This window comes from Nitrospira sp. Ecomares 2.1 (assembly GCF_965152585.1).
Genome location: NZ_OZ224219.1, coordinates 142,081 through 156,806, shown reverse-complemented (window position 1 = coordinate 156,806; position 14,726 = coordinate 142,081). Strand labels below are relative to the sequence as shown.

Below are 14,726 nucleotides of genomic sequence, written 5' to 3'. Positions count from 1 at the left end.
AGTTACTCTATACATTAAGGGAAATTTAAAAAATTCTCAGTATTAGGGAAGGCTACCTTGCAGGCCCAACAGGCCGAGTTCCGGAATCCAGGATGGCTTCCACATCTTGCATTCCCGTTTTCGCACGATCGACATATAATTGGTAGGCCAAGCCTTGGTAGGTTTCAATAATCCGTTGGTAGGTACCCAGGGCTTTGTTGTACTGTTGGGATTCCGAAAAGTAACGGGCCAAGGCTAACCAATTCTCCGCAGCTGTCTCTTTTGCTGTTTTGATAATTTTCCATTCCTGCGTTCTCTCACCCTGCCTCATCTGGCCCACACGACGGAGCAAGCGCTCTTCACTTCTTAGTGCCAGTACCTCGATCTGTTCATTATCTGCCACAGCCTGGGCAGGCTGATGGGATTGCAAATGGCCATAGAACATTTCCACATGGCCTTTAATGACATCCGCCTGTTGCTGATACCTGTCTCCTGTGCATGCGGAAAGGGTACTTACCATGAGTAGGGCACAGAACATTTTCAACCAGACACGCCTCTTCATGCCAGAACCAGAATTGGAAATATCGTTGTTCATGTTTTCCTCGCAGATACAACAATGGTCACCTTATTTTTCCCCCCTCCAACAGGCATCCTCGATAGGATCTCGTCCGTAAAAATCAGCAAGTCTTACTATTTGGCGAAGACCACAAGACTCTCCACGTCTTACCCAGTTCAAACTTTGCCGGATGGATTGCCGCGATTATTGACGACTAAGGCTATGATTCGATCAGTCAACGCTTCTTTTACTCCTCATAAAATCTGCAACTCTCACTCCTGACTTTAAAAAATCAACCGGGGCGCAATGGCGGATGCCTGAAATGTACTCAGGTGATCGCCATAATACAGCCCAAATACAATGACCCCATCATCAGGATTTAATAAAGGTCATGCAGGAACATGTAAGCGGACTATTAACAACCCAATTAACAATAATGTTCGTTTATAAATACTTGATTTACGGGATTGTCGCGAGCCTTGCTGCCGACGTGCGGACGACTTTCGCCATATTGCCAAGCCATCAAAATGCCTGGGGTATTGATTCCTATACGACTGATGCCTTGGCCTCTCCCATCGCAATTTCTGTCATGCTCGTATCTCACGCCTGCAGTTCACTACATTGCTTCCCTCCACAAGGATGAGCTGTGGTCATTGCCCGGATCTCTGATTGCCCTAACCCTGCTAACAGGGGAATTCTGAATATTATCATCCCCAAAACTCTATCATCCTATTGCATCCCCCGCTATTGTCGGCTTGCTCCCAAAGTGCCCTTCACGTAGACTGACTTCCTTTCTGTCCTCAGAAACGACAAAAAACATGCTCCACATATTCTTCCTGCCGGTCACAGCAGTTCGACTCTCCCATTATCGTTTTTTGATTGTCTTCCTTGCCATAGGGCTTCTCTTTGGACTGTCCTGTTTGGCAATTGGAGAGACTCACCCACCTCCCGACGAAGTTGATGAGCATATTGCACATATCGCCGACTTGGCCAAACCCTCTCCACAAGTTCCGATTCCAGAAGGGATGTTTTTGATGGGAACCAATCGTCGAGACGATATTCGCCATAGCCTTGAAATGCATTATGATGACACAGAATTTCCTCAACGTCCCATTTGGGTAGATGGATTTTCCATGGATCGCTATGAAGTCAACTTAGGCGAATACTTGGCATTTCTACTCACAACCAACAGGCAGGTCTCTCAGGAATTACGGGAACTCATTTGGCACCTCCATAGCGTGCATTTCATCCCGGATCAGGCACTCGCTTCATGGCCGGCCCTCTACATCACATGGGAGGAAGCCAATGCATTTTGCGAACATCATAACAAGAGACTGCCGTCGGAAGCTGAATGGGAGAAAGCCGCAAGAGGGGAATCTGCCCGCATCTTTCCTTGGGGTGAGATGGACCCGACAGCGGACTTAGCCGTATTCGGGCAATACCACGTCCATGAAATTCCTCTGGTTGCTGCCGTGGATAGCTTCGAGGATGGCCAAAGTATTTATAAAGTATTGCATTTGGCTGGCAATATCGCGGAATGGGTTAATGATTGGCTGGGACCAGATTATTACCCCATCATGCCAGAAAAGAATCCGCCTGGTCCTAAAATGGGGCGCTATAAGGTTGTGCGCGGGGGCTCATGGAAAAGCCGGCCCGTCATGTTGCGTGCAGCGACTCGAGGAGGGGCCTTTCCAGAAGAACGTTCTGCGAACATCGGTTTCCGCTGTGCTCAGTCCCACCCCTAACACAGTTCATTTCCTCATCAATTTCCCAGAAGCCTGGTCAATCTAGATTTTCAACAGAATCAGGGCAGGGAGACAAAAGCCTCTCTGCCCTAAATCAAATTGAGTGCGCTATTAATGTGCTGGCGTATGAGTCACGGTAAGATTGAAATGCGCGGCTGAATATCCCCGCACCTTAACATGAACCGCAGTCCCGTTGGTTGGCACATCCAGGACGCACTTTTCTTCCGCACCCGACAGATAGGGACGGCAATCATAAGCAGTCGTTGTCGGATCCTGATTGAACCGAACATAGAGATCTGGATCACCAGGGTTTGCCTCTCCATGCATAACCACTTCCACTAATGTTCCCGGAACCACCCCAAAGGGACCATAGATTTGCTCTGCATTCTTGGCCACACTTTGTCCGACAACAGTTTCCGTTTTGGGTCCGCAGGCTATGGGCCCCGACGGTTCGTCGGGCCCCTGACAAATCGAGGCATCCATGGTGAATCCCTGCGCAGGGCCATACAAACACGCTGCCCCATTATTATCGATGTTGGTCAGGGTCAACGCCCAATCCCCTTTGCCGTTACATTGCGGATAATGCATGACCGAGAAGGCATCGTAACTGGTTAACGGCCGCCAATTATTATCTTCGAAACACGCACCCGAATCCGGGCGGGTATGTTCATGCCGGAACCCAAGCGTATGTCCTAATTCATGCCGCAATATTCCTTGTAACGATAGCTTGCCATTTGGATCCAATTGAAATGAACTATTATCCACCAAGACATTTCGTGAGGAGCGTGGTTCATTGGGGAAAAAGGCTCGGGCCAGGTATTGGCCATTCACGTTAACCGGGCGCACATCAAAAACCACATTCTGGTTAGACGCCGTGCAAGAGTCATCCTCTCCCCCTACATAAATGAAATCAACCGCAGCCACCGCCTCCCATGCATTGCCGGCCGCCTCTATGTCGGATTTCATCTTCTCATAATTCGCGCCAAAAGTTTTACTGACACAGTAGGTCAGTTGTCGTTTTTCTACTGAATTCCAAACTGCGTCCTGACCATTGACTTGATGAACGGTTAATTTCGTTCGAACCCCTTCGCGAGAGTTGATCGACTCCTTTATCCTGGTTTCAAAAAATTCCTGTAGGAGTTTTTCATTGAGAATCGGTGTATCTCCATTCACAATATATTTCCCGCCTTCAAATGGTTCTTTATACGTCTGGGCTTTAAACTCCTCAAAGGGTTTGATGTTCCACTCGTCCCGTTTTTGTTTTGCGTTATCCGACAAAATTTGTTTGCCCTGGTCTGGTGAATTTTTTGGCCCATTGTCAACCACTGGCAGGCGAGTTGTATGGAGTTGTGAACAGGCAGCAAATCCGATGACCATTCCTACCGCCATGAATGCCCGCGTGAAATACCATCGATAACTTTTCATAATTCAGCTCCTTTGAATGTAATGATGAACCTCCCTGCTGATTAACACGGGAGCCTGGGAAACCATTAGATGGCATATACCGCAAAACAAATTCGTGGGGTATAGAATTTGGTCATGGGGAACACGGCTCAACTTTTACGTTGATCAAATCCACTCCCTGACCTAATAGCTGAATTTGTTCAATCATTGAATGAGCCGATTCCGTATCAGAAAATTCCGCGCAGAGCCTGGTCTCTCCTTCTATGCCAATAAGTTGCTCAACCATCCGCCGGACCTCCCCGCGTTCCTGGGCAGACTTGAGAAGGGTGCGAGATTGGGCTAGCACTTCCCTGGCCTGATCAGGTACCCCTTTCCCGCGGGAAAGAGCATAAACAGAAATACTTTGTGGGGCAGGAGCTAGGGCTTCCGGAGGCTTAGCCTCTGCACATCCCTTGCTGCCCCCCATCATCATGACCCCCATCACCAACAGTGTCAGGACAAGTCTAAGAGACCCAATTGATCCGATTCGCCTAAAAGGAAACAGTCGAGCATCCTCCGATGGTGTGTATGTCATAACCTATTCCTTTCATAAAGCAAGACCTATTCCCATGATAATGCAGTATGACATACACGGGGGGCGAAGAAAAAACCTAGGGAATATCCAACGCGGATTCTTCTTTGCCGATCTGTCACCTTATCCTTGGCTATTTCTCCATTCTCCCTTTTCGATACACATTGTATCTAATTGGATAAAATCCCTAGTAACCAATTCATTCGGGGGCCATTTTCCTTTGGACCATTGGCTCTCAAAATTTCCGTATGCCTCATGACCAATTAAATAAATCTCGCCCTTATCCATTTTACTTGGACTGGCATGGACCACTAACCCGGAAGGAGGCAATCCCGTCTGAATGAAAGGGTTCTGAAGAAAATTCCAATTTCTAAAAACTTAAAGGAGGGCAGGAGCACGAGTCACCAAATGGTGCAACCTCGCCTGATGACTATCACAGGGCTCAGATCCCAAATCGGACTCCTGAGTGACAACAATCGCTTCAGGGAGAAGTTCCCAATGACGCAAATCCGGACGTACGGTATTCTGAAACACTGTGGGAGCAACTTGCATTAACTGCGCGCCACCCAGAATGGACAAGGCACACAAATCATCGCTGCCTCTTCCTCCAAGTGACGCTGCACCCGCACAGCCACCAATAGCCACACCGACCCCCAGAGAAAAGGGCACTAATCCATAAACCACGCCGACAGGCAAACGAATCCAACTCTGAATGTTCAAAAGAGGGTGGTAAGCATGGTCATGCCTGTGCGCGATTTTTGCAAACCAACTTTCCGTTGAAAGACGTAGGCCCGTTTCAGAAACACACAACCCCTGAAAAGGCGGCTTGGGTTGAATCACAAAGTATCCATTCGGAGCGCCAAACAATTTGAAATCCCAATCGACCTCAGGAAAGCGACCAATCCCATAGACCTCCCACCGGGTGGTCGGACGAGCACCCTGATCCAGCCTGATCACCTGCTTTTGGGCAAACGATTGAAGAGCAGGAGGTACATGCAGAAGAAAAGAACTGGTGGGCTCCGCCAGCCTGAACCAATCGGTTCTGGCATCTCCTGGTTCACCCAGGACTTCCCATAGCACAGCGGAAAGCACAAGATTGACGGGGTCTTCCCCAAAATTATACAACGGGGCGAATAGTTCATGGTCCAATCGCCGTAATTCCACTTTGGCCTCCTCAACATGTCCCGACCTCAGATAACTCGCAGCAAGCAAAACACTTAAATACGCCCGTTCATATGATTCCAATACATACTCCGTAAGTACCCCATCTGATAAAAAAACCCCGGCCATTTCCCGAGAAAAAGAAAAAGTCTTATCGCGAAAACCAGATTGGGCTTGTTCCGTGTACTCAATGACTGCGGCATCGCATTTTTGGGAAAAGGCCAGACTTAAGAGATTCAACACCTTAATCCGATTAGACCAATCAACGTTGGAACGAAGAATCCCACATTCATCCTTAAATGTTGTTTGTATCTCTTTCATCTGACAACCCAAAATAGACAGAGAAACCACCACTCCCACCCACCTCAACACAAACATCATCCGGCCCACACGGGTAAAGAGACATAATTTTTTCGATCCTGGATTACTGAAAGAGTTTTTCATAGATGCAATGCTTAGGCAGGAACAATGCAATCGAATCTTCATACAGTGATGGAATATATCAGACCACATCAGAAGATGTCGGACAGGAATCGTTTCTGTGGCAATGACGAGGGTGGAAGAACCCCGATCAAACAGCCCAACGAGAAAATGACATTTTCATCCCCTCTACCTCCTCCCCATTATCCCATAGAAGAAAATAACTAAAGAGTGGTTTTAGGACAAAACGACGAGGGGGGAGGAGTCTCATGGAGTTTTGGCAGTACTCTTGCGAAGAGTCCCCTGAATCAAAAGGCAGCCTAGCCCCCTTTCAGTCCCAAGACTATAAAACAATGTCCAGAAAGGGGGTGGGGCGGGATGACTACAAAAAGATTATGACTTTCCCCATAACTCTTCCAAACGCTGTGAACGACCACAATTCCATTTATAAAATTTGTAGCGGACCGGATTCTTTTTATAAAAATCCTGATGATAGGCTTCAGCGGAGAAGAAGACCGAAACTGGAACAATCTCGGTCACAATTGGTTGGGGAAAGGACTTTGAACTTTCTAACGCCTTTTTGGATTCATCAATTAACATTTTTTGCCCTTCGTCATGGTAGAATATTGCGGTCCGATATTGATTACCATGATCACAGAACTGGGCATTCGGGGTTGTAGGATCAACATTATGCCAAAACACCTCCAATAAATGTTGATACGTGACCTTGGTAGGATCGTAGGTCACTTCAACGGATTCAGTATGACCCGTTCCTCCGGCCGAAACTTGTTCATATGTTGGATTGGACAACTGCCCTCCCGTATACCCTGAAACAACCGATACCACGCCATCAACTTTTTCATACACTTCTTCCATGCACCAGAAGCAACCTCCTGCAAATGTAGCCTTGGCATATTGACTTTCCTCGGCGGCAAGATTTCCATGATGGATGACTGTCATTCCCCCTATCAACAGTGCCACCAATCCTAGACTGAATAAATGAGATAGTACCCGCTTCATTAGTACCTCCAGATTTTCACCCCTTCGTTCAAGAATTATCGGCCTCTTAGTTAAGCAAAATATCTTTATTCCCATGAAGATAGGATTACTCCTTAGTCTCAATACACTGAATTGCGTTACATGGCCTGATTCCTAGTGAATGGCCACAGTCCTCACTTGTATCATTTTGGGTATCCTTTGTGACTTTTGGATACTGATATTCGATAATTTCAACACTTGCTCATCAGAAATAGGCACCGGAGTTACTGAGTTTCAGATGGGTCGGCTGCCTGCCAACACCTTATTTAGTTCTTATTTCACCACAATTCCTCTGTGGTTATAAACGCACAGGGAACCTGTGCTTGGAATCACGCAGATTCACTCAAGATTTTTCCACATAGGAAAATTCCTCCAGCTCCTGAGATTGTTACCATCGGGAATATTAGTAATGAGATCAACTCTTTTCTTTTTCTTCTGAAAAAAATCAACAATTATGGAGGAAATTTTTGCCCGTTTTGCACTACGGCATCTAGGTTGCTTACCGATAAGGAATAGTAGAAAAAATCATAAATAAGGGGGCAGGTGATGGTGCGGACTGTTCTCTGGTTGGTTGTTGGAAGTTTGCTTCTCCCATTCGTGAGTGGCTCAGCCTTTTCTGCGGATTCGATCCCGCTGGGTGATCGCCTAGGTCTGCGAACGGGCTCACATTCCAATGTATGTGGTTCCCCTACCTCTTCCTCATTAGGACGTTCTTCCCATTTTTTCTCTCAAAGCACTCCCTGTAATGAATCCACGGGTGAATATTCTCTCACTCGTTTCAACTTTACCCAAAAACGTGAACCTTTCAACCTTCAGGGCGCTCGAGATATACCTTCGCTTGCGAGGCAAGGTGGCAGTAATATTTATGAAGCATCAAATGTTATTCCTCTATTTCATGAAGCCCTGACCGCTGGAATCCAGATGGTGTATCGAGATCCATGGGAAACGGACAACTCCGCGACACCCTTTACCAACCGCATGGGAGCTCAAATCGTCCTCAAGGGGACAACAGGCAGCATGAAGTACCAGGCTCAGTATGGCTACTCCGGGCAAGAAACCGGGAACACTTCCATTACCACACCCAATGATCGTGTAGGAGGAAAACTGGCGTGGGAATGGAACCTTCCGTTCGTGACTCCCCAAATTGAACTCAGCCGATTCACGAGTAATGTGGAGGGAGATCTGTCTCGTTCTCAAACTGTCGCTAACCAGCAAAAATTTTCTTTGCTTCTGGCTCCTCCCAATTGGCCCAGCCTATCCCTTGGGTATGCCCGGCGGCAGACAGACATCTTTACTCGACCTGAGGGCCCTCTCTCCGATGCCATTACCACAGAATCTGTTTCGGCGAATCTGTCGTTTCTACACGGCGCGGGTAAAGGGGATTGGTCCTCGTATTATAAAACCTCTCAAAGTGAGTTTGTAGACAATGGATCGGAAGAAGAAATCGGAACAAGAATGAGTGGCACCTTGAATTTATTGGAGCCGGTCGATCTCACACCACAGTGGGGGTTTACTCGGCGAGTCAATTCCCGAGGGACTATGGCAAACGATCGCTTTTTTGCCAAGCTTGGTTCGAGCTTTCGAGTTTCCCCAACTTCGACTCTTAAACCGGGAGTTGAATTCGCCCGAGACCTAAATCGATATGCCGCTCTTCGTACTGACACGCTTGCCGCCAAACTTGGGTATGCTTACCTTGCTATGGATGACTCCCTGGATGTTTCCATTCTCGGGCAATATATTCTCAACCAACGCTCTAATACCCCTGTCAATCCTCAAATCTACGACGTTTCGCTGTTATTCAAAAAAGACGTGCGTGACTACTTGCATCTAAACCATCGCCAGCAAACTCTCAGCCTCAAAATCGCCCACAACCAGCAAATTAACACCTCTTCTTTTCAAACCCAATACGGCCAGACTTCCGCCATGTTGCTGGTGAGCATCATTCCCTGAGAACTCAGAACTTCCCTCTTTCCTCCAATCAACTTTGCCCCTGACTTTTCCGAAGCATAGACAGAACGTATTCGAAATCCAACCAGAAGAGAAAGATGGAGGGTTCAAAGTGGCAAGTCCAGCAAGACTACGTCTGATGGGACAAACTGAGAATTCTGAGGAGTACGTGAGCAGGTCTAGGTGGCCAGAACACTACTTACAGAATTTTCAAGACTTCTTTAAAGGGAAAAGGGAGTTGGCCCAGAGCAGCACGAACTCATACTCAAAGTCAGAATTTCGACATGGCAGGAAGAGAAAGCAGGCTTTGCCTGTAGCCATAGGAAATTCTCAATAGGAGAGGTCCGCCCTAATCAGCATGAATCATTCCCTGAATTTAACGAACTCACTGCTCAATACTCTTGTGTAATAGTCCTGCCTTTTCTCCCTGAAATTTAGAGCAGTCTGGCCTGCCGATAAATGCAAGACGCTGGTGAAAGCATTCGTTTCGCCCTTATGGGTTCAGGGGCTGAAGCATTTCTTGTTTCATTTACTTCGACACTCTTTGTAATTTGACGCGACTTGTGATGTTTTAACAACCCATCCTATTTTTGAATTTCCCAGTTCACCGGGGTACTGCCCGGAAACCCCACAGAATTGATTTTCAACCCATTCATCAGCCACACCGCAACCTTGCCATTCGTCCGATTTTGCAAGATCACGTCTCCCTTCCCATCGCCATCCGCATCACTCACCTGCTTAATTTCCCATTCGGGGGGTATACCTCCTATAAAACCTGACAAAGGTGTCATCGCCCCGTTCATTAGCCACACCGACACCATGCCACTTTTCCTATTACGCCAAATCACATCCCTCCTACTGTCTCCATTGACATCTCCAAGAATTTGAATTTCCCAATCCAGCGAAGTGCTTGCGGGAAATCCCACCGACGTAATGGTCAACCCATTCATTAACCAAACCGCCACTGTGCCATTCGTCCGATTCTGCCAAACCAGGTCGGCCTTGCCATCTCCATTGATATCACCCACCTGCTCTATTTCCCACACTGTGGGAGTGCCTCCAAGATGTCCAACTGAGTTGATCGACAGCCCATCCATAAACCATACAGTCACCATTCCATTATCAGAATTGCGCCAGATCACATCCCCTTGGCCATCACCATTGACATCCCCAATTCCCTTTACTACCCATTCGCCTGAAACACCTCCGAGAAAGCCAGATGACTGTATTTTCCCCTCCTTGATAAGCCAAATACCCACAACCCCACTTACGGTGTTCTGCCATAGGATGTCTCCTTCACCATCACCATTGATATCTCCCACCTGCCTAATCTTCCATTCGGTTGAGGTACTTCCAGGGAAACCGACCGACATAATGGTCAACCCATTCATCCGCCAAACAGCCACTTCGCCACTACTCGTATTGCGCCAAAGCACATTGGTAGTCGGGGGCGTAATATCGGGAGAAGGGCCGGTTGGCTGGACGATGACGGCATACATACTCCCGCCCCCCCCGCTGGCATTGCCCCCAAGGGTAATCGTGCCGGCCGGGAAGCTCCGCGCAAAGAGCCGCAGGGTCGTATCCGAGGTCACCAGATTCTTGCCCGTATCGGTAAAGGGGTTCAACCACGATGGTTTCGGCGTGAGCCGGACATCATAGGCCACTGACACGGACACCGGTTGATTCACCGTAAAGCGCAGGAAGGCCGCCGTCGTCGCCGCTTTATCATTATTGGCGGTTTGGATATACGCCGCGCCCTGCACGCTCGCGGGCACCGTCGTAAACCGATAGGTGCGATCGCGATACACCATCCCCCCCGCTTGGAGACCGATGGCCGACACCCCATACGCTGACCCACTGGCCACGGTCAGGTTCGAAATGAGTAGTGAGGAGGGGGGCGGCGGATTAGAAGCCCCGGAAGAGGTGGAAGCATTGGCGATATATTTCTTCACCTCCGGGGAGGGAAGACTTTCATTGCCCGAGGCATCAAACGCCGTAATCGTAAAATAGTGCGTTTTGTCCGTAAGTAAGTTGGCATATTGGTAGGTCGTGATCTTCCCGACCGTCGTAGGAACCCCATAGACCCCCGGGTTGGTTCCTCGATAGATCCGATACCCCGCTAAGTTGGTCTCTTGATTGGGGGACCATTGGAGGGTGGCCGAATCACTGGTCGCAGATTGCGCCCCAGTCGGAAGAACAAGGAGGCAACTGCCGAACACACACCACGCAATACACCTTCTCAGACGACTCACTGTACAAACGTCGGACATGGGATCTCCTCCTTCGAACACATACAGAGGCCCCATTCCCGCACGTCTCCCTTTCTTCGGTAACCCGGCTATCAGAAATTCTGACCCGTGGCTTTGCGTCCCCACTTCACAATGGGTTTGCCTTTATCGGAAAGAGGCCACCGCTTTACAAACTGTTATGCCATCTTCTTTTGAATAATGAAAACTCTCTCTTGAATGTGAGCAGACACCGGCTCTCTTGACTTCACGGGCTTTTATCGGTGGATACCCAAAAGCCTTTAGGCAGGAAGCAGGCAGGGGAGGTTGGAGCAGGCTCATGGCAGTTGACGCCCCTTCATGATCGTTCTTGAAGGGCCAATTGCCAGGTTTTTTTTGCATGCGCCCGGCGCCGTGACCGGTAAGTAAATTCACGCTCCTTTCTTGACGCAGCCCTCTTGATTGGGAACCGAAATGACCCCGTCGCAAGCCGTTCCTTCAGACCCATGGCAGCCTGCCTCCCATGACATCCCCAGGGCTCACCTGCAATGCAAGTCTTGGATCATGGACTTCGGCGTCTGTTAGGTACGAAGAACCAAGGCAAAAATCTCAATGGATGGATCGAATTCTTCCGGCACAACATCATTGGCCCAGAGGTTGGACGATGACGGCATACATACTCCCGCCCCCCCCGCTGGCATTGCCTCCAAGGGTTATCGTCCCGGCCGGGAAGCTCCGCGCAAAGAGCCGCAGGGTCGTATCCGAGGTCACCAGATTCTTGCCCGTATCGGTAAAGGGGCTCAACCACGATGGTTTCGAGGTGAGCCGGACATCATAGGCCACTGACAGGGACACCGGTTGATTCACCGTAAAGCGCAGGAAGGCCGCCGTCGTCGCCGCTTTATCATTATTGGCAGTTTGGATATACGCCGCGCCCTGCACGCTGGCGGGCACCGTCGTAAATCGATAGGCGCGGTCCCGATACACCGTGCCCCCGGCTTGCAGACCGATGGCCGACATCTCATACACTGACCCACTGGCCACGGTCAGGTCCGAAACGCTTAATGGAGGCGTGGGTGGATAAGGGACCGTGCTGGTACCGGCCGCTGAGGGCTGGACGATGACGGCATACATACTCCCGCCCCCCCCGCTGGCATTGCCTCCAAGGGTTATCGTCCCGGCCGGGAAGCTCCGCGCAAAGAGCCGCAGGGTCGTATCCGAGGTCACCAGATTCTTGCCCGTATCGGTAAAGGGGCTCAACCACGATGGTTTCGGCGTGAGCCGGACATCATAGGCCACTGACACGGACACCGGTTGATTCACCGTAAAGCGCAGGAAGGCCGCCGTCGTCGCCGCTTTATCATTATTGGCAGTTTGGATATACGCCGCGCCCTGCACGCTGGCGGGCACCGTCGTAAATCGATAGGCGCGGTCCCGATACACCGTGCCCCCGGCTTGCAGACCGATGGCCGACATCTCATACACTGACCCACTGGCCACGGTCAGGTCCGAAACGCTTAATGGAGGCGTGGGTGGATAAGGGACCGTGCTGGTACCGGCCGCTGAGGGCTGGACGATGACGGCATACATACTCCCGCCCCCCCCGCTGGCATTGCCTCCAAGGGTTATCGTCCCGGCCGGGAAGCTCCGCGCAAAGAGCCGCAGGGTCGTATCCGAGGTCACCAGATTCTTGCCCGTATCGGTAAAGGGGCTCAACCACGATGGTTTCGGCGTGAGCCGGACATCATAGGCCACTGACACGGACACCGGTTGATTCACCGTAAAGCGCAGGAAGGCCGCCGTCGTCGCCGCTTTATCATTATTGGCAGTTTGGATATACGCCGCGCCCTGCACGCTGGCGGGAACCGTCGTAAATCGATAGGCGCGGTCCCGATACACCGTGCCCCCGGTTCGGAGGCCAGAGACAGGCACCACATACCCTTGCCCACTAGCAACCACCATGTTCGAAATAGTTAATGGGGACACGGTTGGATTCGGGACACTCCCGGTCACTGGGGCTGAACTTGTCGTATTGCCCGCTGCATCGCGTGCAACTGCCGTAAAGGTATATTTCCCGGGAGCCGCTCCAATAGTGTTCCAGGTTAATGAGAAGGGGGCGGTGGTATCTTCCGCCCCCAGATTATTCCCATTGAGTCGGAATTGGACGCCCACCACCCCAACATTATCCGTGGCGGTAGCGGATAGGGCAATTGTACCGTTTAGAGACGTCCCATTTTGCGGAGATATCAGAGTGACCGTGGGGGGCGTGAGGTCGGGAGGTGGTAGAACCGTCCCGGTCACTGGGGCTGAACTTGTCGTATTGCCCGCTGCATCGCGTGCAACTGCCGTAAAGGTATATTTCCCGGGAGCCGCTCCAATAGTGTTCCAGGTTAATGAGAAGGGGGCGGTGGTATCTTCCGCCCCCAGATTATTCCCATTGAGTCGGAATTGGACGCCCACCACCCCAACATTATCCGTGGCAGTAGCGGATAGCGCAATTGTACCGTTTAGAGACGTCCCATTTTGCGGAGATACCAGAGTGACCGTGGGGGGCGTAATATCGGGAGAAGGGCCGGTTGGCTGGACGATGACGGCATACATACTCCCGCCCCCGCTGGCATTGCCCCCAAGGGTAATCGTGCCGGCCGGGAAGCTCCGCGCAAAGAGCCGCAGGGTCGTATCCGAGGTCACCAGATTCTTGCCCGTATCGGTAAAGGGGTTCAACCACGATGGTTTCGGCGTGAGCCGGACATCATAGGCCACTGACACGGACACCGGTTGATTCACCGTAAAGCGCAGGAAGGCCGCCGTCGTCGCCGCTTTATCATTATTGGCGGTTTGGATATACGCCGCGCCCTGCACGCTCGCGGGCACCGTCGTAAACCGATAGGTGCGATCGCGATACACCATCCCCCGCTTGGAGACCGATGGCCGACACCCCATACGCTGACCCACTGGCCACGGTCAGGTTCGAAATGAGTAGTGAGGAGGGGGCGGCGGATTAGAAGCCCCGGAAGAGGTGGAAGCATTGGCGATATATTTCTTCACCTCCGGGGGAGGGAAGACTTTCATTGCCCGAGGCATCAAACGCCGTAATCGTAAAATAGTGCGTTTTGTCCGTAAGTAAGTTGGCATATTGGTAGGTCGTGATCTTCTTCCCGACCGTCGTAGGAACCCCATAGACCCCCGGGTTGGTTCCTCGATAGATCCGATACCCCGCTAAGTTGGTCTCTTGATTGGGGACCATTGGAGGGTGGCCGAATCACTGGTCGCAGATTGCGCCCCAGTCGGAAGAACAAGGAGGCAACTGCCGAACACACACCACGCAATACACCTTCTCAGACGACTCACTGTACAAACGTCGGACATGGGATCTCCTCCTTCGAACACATACAGAGGCCCCATTCCCGCACGTCTCCCTTTCTTCGGTAACCCGGCTATCAGAAATTCTGACCCGTGGCTTTGCGTCCCCACTTCACAATGGGTTTGCCTTTATCGGAAAGAGGCCACCGCTTTACAAACTGTTATGCCATCTTCTTTTGAATAATGAAAACTCTCTCTTGAATGTGAGCAGACACCGGCTCTCTTGACTTCACGGGCTTTTATCGGTGGATACCCAAAAGCCTTTAGGCAGGAAGCAGGCAGGGGAGGTTGGAGCAGGCTCATGGCAGTTGACGCCC

Annotated in this window: 10 protein-coding genes and 2 riboswitches; of the genes, 2 read left to right on the top strand and 8 right to left on the bottom strand. The window is 50.5% G+C overall.

Annotated features, from left to right (window positions below):
• Nucleotides 1-52 precede the first annotated feature (52 nt).
• Entirely contained in the window at nt 53-574 is a 522-nt protein-coding gene (locus ACWHYD_RS00720) for a hypothetical protein (RefSeq protein ID WP_447964029.1), read from the bottom strand.
• Between the two features lie 779 nt (nt 575-1,353).
• On the opposite strand from ACWHYD_RS00720, the gene ACWHYD_RS00715 reads away from it, so the two are divergent.
• On the top strand, nt 1,354-2,280 hold the full coding sequence (locus ACWHYD_RS00715) for a formylglycine-generating enzyme family protein (protein WP_447964028.1): 927 nt from the start codon (nt 1,354-1,356) through the stop codon (nt 2,278-2,280).
• 111 nt (nt 2,281-2,391) lie between these two features.
• Here ACWHYD_RS00715 and ACWHYD_RS00710 read toward each other — a convergent pair whose 3' ends face one another.
• The 4 genes from ACWHYD_RS00710 to msrA form a co-directional block, all read right to left on the bottom strand.
• Nucleotides 2,392-3,705 carry a matrixin family metalloprotease gene (locus tag ACWHYD_RS00710; RefSeq protein ID WP_447964027.1) on the bottom strand — a complete coding sequence of 438 codons (1,314 nt, stop codon included), beginning with the start codon at nt 3,703-3,705 and terminating at the stop codon, nt 2,392-2,394.
• Nucleotides 3,706-3,817: 112 nt separating this feature from the next.
• Nucleotides 3,818-4,258, bottom strand: coding sequence for a hypothetical protein (locus ACWHYD_RS00705; RefSeq protein ID WP_447964026.1), 441 nt, complete (start codon nt 4,256-4,258; stop codon nt 3,818-3,820).
• A 375-nt stretch (nt 4,259-4,633) separates the two neighbouring features.
• Nucleotides 4,634-5,860: a hypothetical protein gene (locus tag ACWHYD_RS00700; protein WP_447964025.1), complete on the bottom strand. Its 1,227-nt coding sequence runs from the start codon at nt 5,858-5,860 to the stop codon at nt 4,634-4,636.
• 369 nt (nt 5,861-6,229) lie between these two features.
• Nucleotides 6,230-6,856, bottom strand: coding sequence for a peptide-methionine (S)-S-oxide reductase MsrA (msrA, locus tag ACWHYD_RS00695; protein WP_447964024.1), 627 nt, complete (start codon nt 6,854-6,856; stop codon nt 6,230-6,232).
• A gap of 564 nt (nt 6,857-7,420) precedes the next feature.
• Here msrA and ACWHYD_RS00690 point away from each other — a divergent pair.
• Nucleotides 7,421-8,824 carry a hypothetical protein gene (locus ACWHYD_RS00690; RefSeq protein ID WP_447964023.1) on the top strand — a complete coding sequence of 468 codons (1,404 nt, stop codon included), beginning with the start codon at nt 7,421-7,423 and terminating at the stop codon, nt 8,822-8,824.
• Nucleotides 8,825-9,405: 581 nt separating this feature from the next.
• On the opposite strand, the gene ACWHYD_RS00685 is transcribed toward ACWHYD_RS00690, so the two are convergent.
• From ACWHYD_RS00685 to ACWHYD_RS00675, 3 genes are all read right to left on the bottom strand, one after another.
• Nucleotides 9,406-11,091 carry an FG-GAP-like repeat-containing protein gene (locus tag ACWHYD_RS00685; protein ID WP_447964022.1) on the bottom strand — a complete coding sequence of 562 codons (1,686 nt, stop codon included), beginning with the start codon at nt 11,089-11,091 and terminating at the stop codon, nt 9,406-9,408.
• A gap of 55 nt (nt 11,092-11,146) precedes the next feature.
• Nucleotides 11,147-11,223: riboswitch (cyclic di-GMP riboswitch) on the bottom strand.
• A 465-nt stretch (nt 11,224-11,688) separates the two neighbouring features.
• Nucleotides 11,689-13,989 carry an Ig-like domain-containing protein gene (locus ACWHYD_RS00680; protein WP_447964021.1) on the bottom strand — a complete coding sequence of 767 codons (2,301 nt, stop codon included), beginning with the start codon at nt 13,987-13,989 and terminating at the stop codon, nt 11,689-11,691.
• Nucleotides 13,990-14,047: 58 nt separating this feature from the next.
• Nucleotides 14,048-14,293, bottom strand: coding sequence for a hypothetical protein (locus tag ACWHYD_RS00675; RefSeq protein WP_447964020.1), 246 nt, complete (start codon nt 14,291-14,293; stop codon nt 14,048-14,050).
• Nucleotides 14,294-14,470: 177 nt separating this feature from the next.
• Nucleotides 14,471-14,547: riboswitch (cyclic di-GMP riboswitch) on the bottom strand.
• Between the last annotated feature and the right edge of the window lie 179 nt (nt 14,548-14,726).

Excerpts from the sequence above, each read along its gene's own strand:
- ACWHYD_RS00720 (WP_447964029.1), bottom strand. The coding sequence starts at position 574 with ATGAACAACGATATTTCCAATTCTGGTTCTGGCATGAAGAGGCGTGTC.
- ACWHYD_RS00715 (WP_447964028.1), top strand. The coding sequence starts at position 1,354 with ATGCTCCACATATTCTTCCTGCCGGTCACAGCAGTTCGACTCTCCCAT.
- ACWHYD_RS00710 (WP_447964027.1), bottom strand. The coding sequence starts at position 3,705 with ATGAAAAGTTATCGATGGTATTTCACGCGGGCATTCATGGCGGTAGGA.
- ACWHYD_RS00705 (WP_447964026.1), bottom strand. The coding sequence starts at position 4,258 with ATGACATACACACCATCGGAGGATGCTCGACTGTTTCCTTTTAGGCGA.
- ACWHYD_RS00700 (WP_447964025.1), bottom strand. The coding sequence starts at position 5,860 with ATGAAAAACTCTTTCAGTAATCCAGGATCGAAAAAATTATGTCTCTTT.
- msrA (WP_447964024.1), bottom strand. The coding sequence starts at position 6,856 with ATGAAGCGGGTACTATCTCATTTATTCAGTCTAGGATTGGTGGCACTG.
- ACWHYD_RS00690 (WP_447964023.1), top strand. The coding sequence starts at position 7,421 with ATGGTGCGGACTGTTCTCTGGTTGGTTGTTGGAAGTTTGCTTCTCCCA.
- ACWHYD_RS00685 (WP_447964022.1), bottom strand. The coding sequence starts at position 11,091 with ATGTCCGACGTTTGTACAGTGAGTCGTCTGAGAAGGTGTATTGCGTGG.
- ACWHYD_RS00680 (WP_447964021.1), bottom strand. The coding sequence starts at position 13,989 with ATGGGGTGTCGGCCATCGGTCTCCAAGCGGGGGATGGTGTATCGCGAT.
- ACWHYD_RS00675 (WP_447964020.1), bottom strand. The coding sequence starts at position 14,293 with ATGGTCCCCAATCAAGAGACCAACTTAGCGGGGTATCGGATCTATCGA.